The sequence below is a fragment of the Maribacter sp. genome, assembly GCF_049667165.1.
Taxonomy (GTDB): domain Bacteria; phylum Bacteroidota; class Bacteroidia; order Flavobacteriales; family Flavobacteriaceae; genus Maribacter_A.
Window position 1 is genome coordinate 1 of sequence record NZ_JBATHS010000157.1, and the last position, 4634, is coordinate 4634.

Sequence of the window (4634 nt, forward strand, 5' to 3'; positions counted from 1 at the left end):
CAAGGGTATGGCGATTTTCTTGATTTCGTCCTCGATGCCTATTTCCGCCAAAGCCTTCCATCCCCTATCGCTCATCGCCAGGTTAATGGAACGCCCTGAAAAAACAATGGTACGTATATCGGGCCTACGATCAAAGACATCTACTGTATGGCCCAGCCTTCTTAGATAAATAGCCAATAAGGAACCTACCAAACCCGATCCTACAATAGCAATCTCCTTGGGTGTTTGTTTCATAAGAACTAGGGAAAAAATAAGGGTTAGTCGGTAAATTTAATAAAATAAACTTTCCCTCCAATATTGGGTACGCCAGTAAACCGCGCAGATCTATTTTTAGAAATCAAGGTTTTTGGCCCTTATAAACATCCAAAGGGGTCTTTTTTCCCGTATATATAGTACATTCCGCTTCGGCGTCCATATATATCATCAAAAAAGTCCTTCACAACACGATTGCGAAGGACTTTTTCATTTATCAACACGATATGGCTATTTTAAAATACCATCCACGATACCGTATGCGATAGACTCCTCGGCATTCATCCAAAAATCCCGATCAAAATCCCGAAGTACCTTTTCATAGTCCTGCCCACAATTTTCAGCTAGGATCCTGGCACTCAATTCCTTGGTTTTGATGATTTCCTTGGCCTGAATCTCTATATTCGATGCCTGGCCTTTAGCCCCCCCGCTAGGTTGATGTATCATCACCTGGGCATGGGGCTGTATAAAGCGTCTTCCCTTTTTACCTACCGAAAGTAAAATCGACCCCATAGAGGCTGCCAGACCGGTACAAATGGTGGATACGGGACTTTTTAAAGCCTTAATCGTATCGTACATGGCAAAACCTGAGGTAACATACCCTCCAGGGCTATTGATGAACAGTTGGATCTCTTTATGATTCTGCATATCCAAATAAAGCAATCGATCGATGACATGCTTGGCAGAATCATCGTCGACCATACCCCAAAGAAAAACCTTGCGTTCCTCCAATAATTTTTCATCTATAGCTTCCTGTACTTTTCCCTTTTTCGAACTCATCTTATTTTATTTAAGAACCCAAAACTAAGCATTTTATTAAAAACATATAAATTTTGGATAGCCAATATTTCTAGCTTGTAATCCTTGTTGATTTTTAAGGAAAATGTGTGACTTTTTGTCCTACACCTACAAAAAGGTGCATTTCATCGAGTTATAACTATCTGTTTTACAACATTTTACATTTTATCCTACAATTTTAACATTTTATCGTTTTTTAGGTTGTTCAACGATTTTAGCCTTTCCCATAGCGTATAATTTTCTCGCGACGAAGGTATTTGACGTGCTTTGTTTTAGAATGATACCAAATCACTTAACCAACAACTTAAGCTAAGTACATTTTTTGGAAGAAGTCAATGCCTATGGACAAATCTTTACTCTCAAACACTTACTAGTTATTGTAAACCCTTGTCATTAGGTTTCATACCCTTCTTCAGAAGCATTTAAGCAATCTGAACTATGAAACATTCAATTTCAAAATCAAACACCGGGAAAATTCATTTGGCGGATAAAATGGGTAAGCTTATTTTATTGGTATTTTTTCTTTTGACCACTTTTGTAAGTGCTCAGGTGAAAAAAGCATTTACTCCTAGGTATAATGAAACGATCAAAGGCGATGTCACCATCATTGCCAATAATATGTTGTCTGCACATAAAACCAATAGTTTTAATGCAACAGGAGATAACCAGGATAGCAACAATAGGGTCTATGTTGATATTGACAGTGACCCTTCCACTTTTAATTCGAGTAGTGCTACGTTAAATGATCCTGCTCCTGGTTTGAATTGTAAGGAATTTGTAAGAGCATACTTATATTGGGCAGCTTCTGATAAGGAAGCTGGTGGGGTTTCCCAAAATGCCGACTCTTGGAACCACGACAAGGTTAAATTAATGTTGCCAGGGTCTTCTACCTATACTACAATTACAGCTGATGAAGTTATATATAGGGGACGGCCAGAGCATTTTCATAATGACCCATATATCTGTGTAAAGGATATCACCAGCGATGTAGTAGCATTAACCAATCCCTACGGTAAATATCAAGTAGGGAATGTACAGGCCACTTATGGTGGTTTGGAACCACATGGAGGCGGCAATTATGGAGTTGCCGGAGGATGGCAAATTGTATTTGTATATCAGTCAACTGATCTACTGACCAGAAATATTACACTTTTTGATGGATATGCCCACGTAGACAACGAGGCTACCACTGATTTTAATGTAAACGGATTTTTATCGATTCCTTCAGGTCCGGTGAAGGCCGATATTATTCTTGGTTCTATTGAAGGTGACCGCGTTTTGAATGGTGACAGTTTCCAAATTAAAAAACCTGACAATACATGGCAAAAAATCAGTACCCCTTTAAGAGGGCAGGATAATTTCTTTTCCAGCACCATCTCAATTGATGGTGCACATTTCGTTAGTAGGAATCCGGCAAGTACAAATACATTAGGATATGATGCCTCTATATTTGAATTATCCAATCCAGGAAACTCCTTAATTACCAACAATCAGACAAGTACCACATTAAGGGCTACTTCGGGGCAGGAATCTTACGGACTATATTTAGTCGGTTTTTCTATTGAAGTATATGAACCGAGTTTAGGAGCTTTAAAATTTACAACCTCACCCCTCAATAGTACTTACGATGCAGGGGATCTAGCCACGCTTTCCATGAGCATTGAAAACTCAGGAAATGATAATATCGCGTCTCTTCAAATCACGACTATATTACCCATGGAAGTGGAATATGACGAAACTCAACCACTGCCAACAGGCGTTACCAGTGCCTCCTATAATGATACAACAAGAGCGCTTAATTTCATTGTAGATGAAAATAATGTGGAAGCTGGTGATCCAGAATTCTTATTAGATTTCGATGTAACGGTAAAAGAACAGTGTTACTTTTTAGAAACTGCCTGTTCAGCAACGTTTTCCTTACAAGCTACTGCTACTTTTACAGGAGAAATTAATCCTGAAACACAAACAACCAATAGTTCAGGTACATTAAATGAATGTGGGTTCGGTAATTTCGATCCAACAGTCGTAAACATAAACCAACCTGCCCAAGTTAACTGGTCTACTCTCGCAAATGCATTGGATACCACCGTCACTTGTGATGACACTGCTAGCTTAAATGCAGCTCAAAGTTTAGAGCCCGCTACGGAATTCTGTGATTTTACATTGGATAAAACTTCAGGTGATTTTGTTCCCAATGCCGACTGTGATGCCGAAGGCACCTATACCAATACGTGGACCTTTACAGATGCCTGTGGAAGGATAAGTGACACATTCACCCAGGTGATAACCATTGAAGACCATACCGATCCTACTTTTAACGAAGCCCTACCTACGGACACAGTGGCTGCCTATGACAATATTCCCAGCCCTACTACCTTAACAGCAAGTGACACCTGTGATACTAGTCCACAAGTAGTTTTTGTTGAAACCTACAATGGGGACAACAACAGTACTGCCTATACGATTATTAGAACATGGACGGCATTGGATTGCGCTGGTAATTCCACGGAGCATGTCCAATATATTTATGTGACGGAAAATGGCGACCCTATTGGTATAGCTATAAATGATATAAGTATCGATGAAAATGTGGGTACGGCCACTTTTAAAGTGGTTCTTACCGGTATCCATGCTGATGGGTTTACCTTGGACTATGCCTCGAACAACGGTTCCGCAGTGGCCCCTGGCGACTATACCAGCGTTTCGGGTACGCTTGCCTTCTTAGGGGACCACAACGAGTCCTTTGACATAGTAGTTCCTATACTCGATGATTCCCTCATTGAAAATACCGAAACTTTCACAGTGGAATTAAGCGCACCATCCACGAATGTAATTGCTATTAATGATGCCAGTGGGTTAGGAACCATTTTGGACAATGATTCGGCAACAGTTTCCATTAGTGATTTGGATGTTGATGAAAATGCCGGTGTTATTAATGTACAAGTTATATTAAGTGGAAATGTTCAAGAATCGTTTACCGTTGATTATGCAACTGCGGATGGTACGGCACTTTCTGGTTTGGATTATAACAATGTTAATGCCCAATTAACTTTTCCAGCGAATTCGATAAATGGAAGTTTCCAAAATATCCCCATTACAATAATTGATGATGATCTCATTGAAATTACCGAGAACTTTTTGGTGAATCTATCCAATATTACTGCTACAGGAAATGTAACCATTGCTGATAATCAAGCAAACGTAAACATCACCGATAACGATGCCATCGCAGGTACAGGTATTTCATTCACAGATACCAACGTAATCGTTACCGAGGGTACGGATGCATTCGCAATCTTCAATGTAACCCTTACAGGTAACATCACCGAAAACGTGACCGTGGATTATACCACGAATGAAGGAACTGCTTTTAACCCTAGTGATTTTGTAACTACTACAGGTACATTGGAGTTCACTCCTACGGTTAACTCATTGGATATTCAGGTCCCAATTACGGATGATGCCGTTATAGAACCTACGGAAGCCTTTACAGTAGTATTATCCAATATCAATTCCAACATGGGAATTGGGTTTGTTGATGGAAATTCAACCAATACAGCAAACGGGACCATCCTTGATGACGA

General features: G+C 39.9%; 3 protein-coding genes. 1 reads left to right on the forward strand and 2 read right to left on the reverse strand.

Going from position 1 to position 4634, the window contains the following annotated elements:
• Window positions 1-234, reverse strand: a 234-nt coding sequence (locus WBM98_RS08235; protein ID WP_424365544.1) for an FAD-dependent oxidoreductase, incomplete at its 3' end; no start/stop codon positions are given.
• Between the two features lie 249 nt (window positions 235-483).
• Complete coding sequence (locus WBM98_RS08240) at window positions 484-1032, reverse strand: ClpP family protease (protein WP_424365545.1); 549 nt, start codon at window positions 1030-1032, stop codon at window positions 484-486.
• Between the two features lie 456 nt (window positions 1033-1488).
• Between WBM98_RS08240 and WBM98_RS08245 the strand changes: the two genes are divergently transcribed.
• Window positions 1489-4634: Calx-beta domain-containing protein (locus tag WBM98_RS08245; protein ID WP_424365546.1), on the forward strand; the 3146-nt coding region annotated here is incomplete at its 3' end.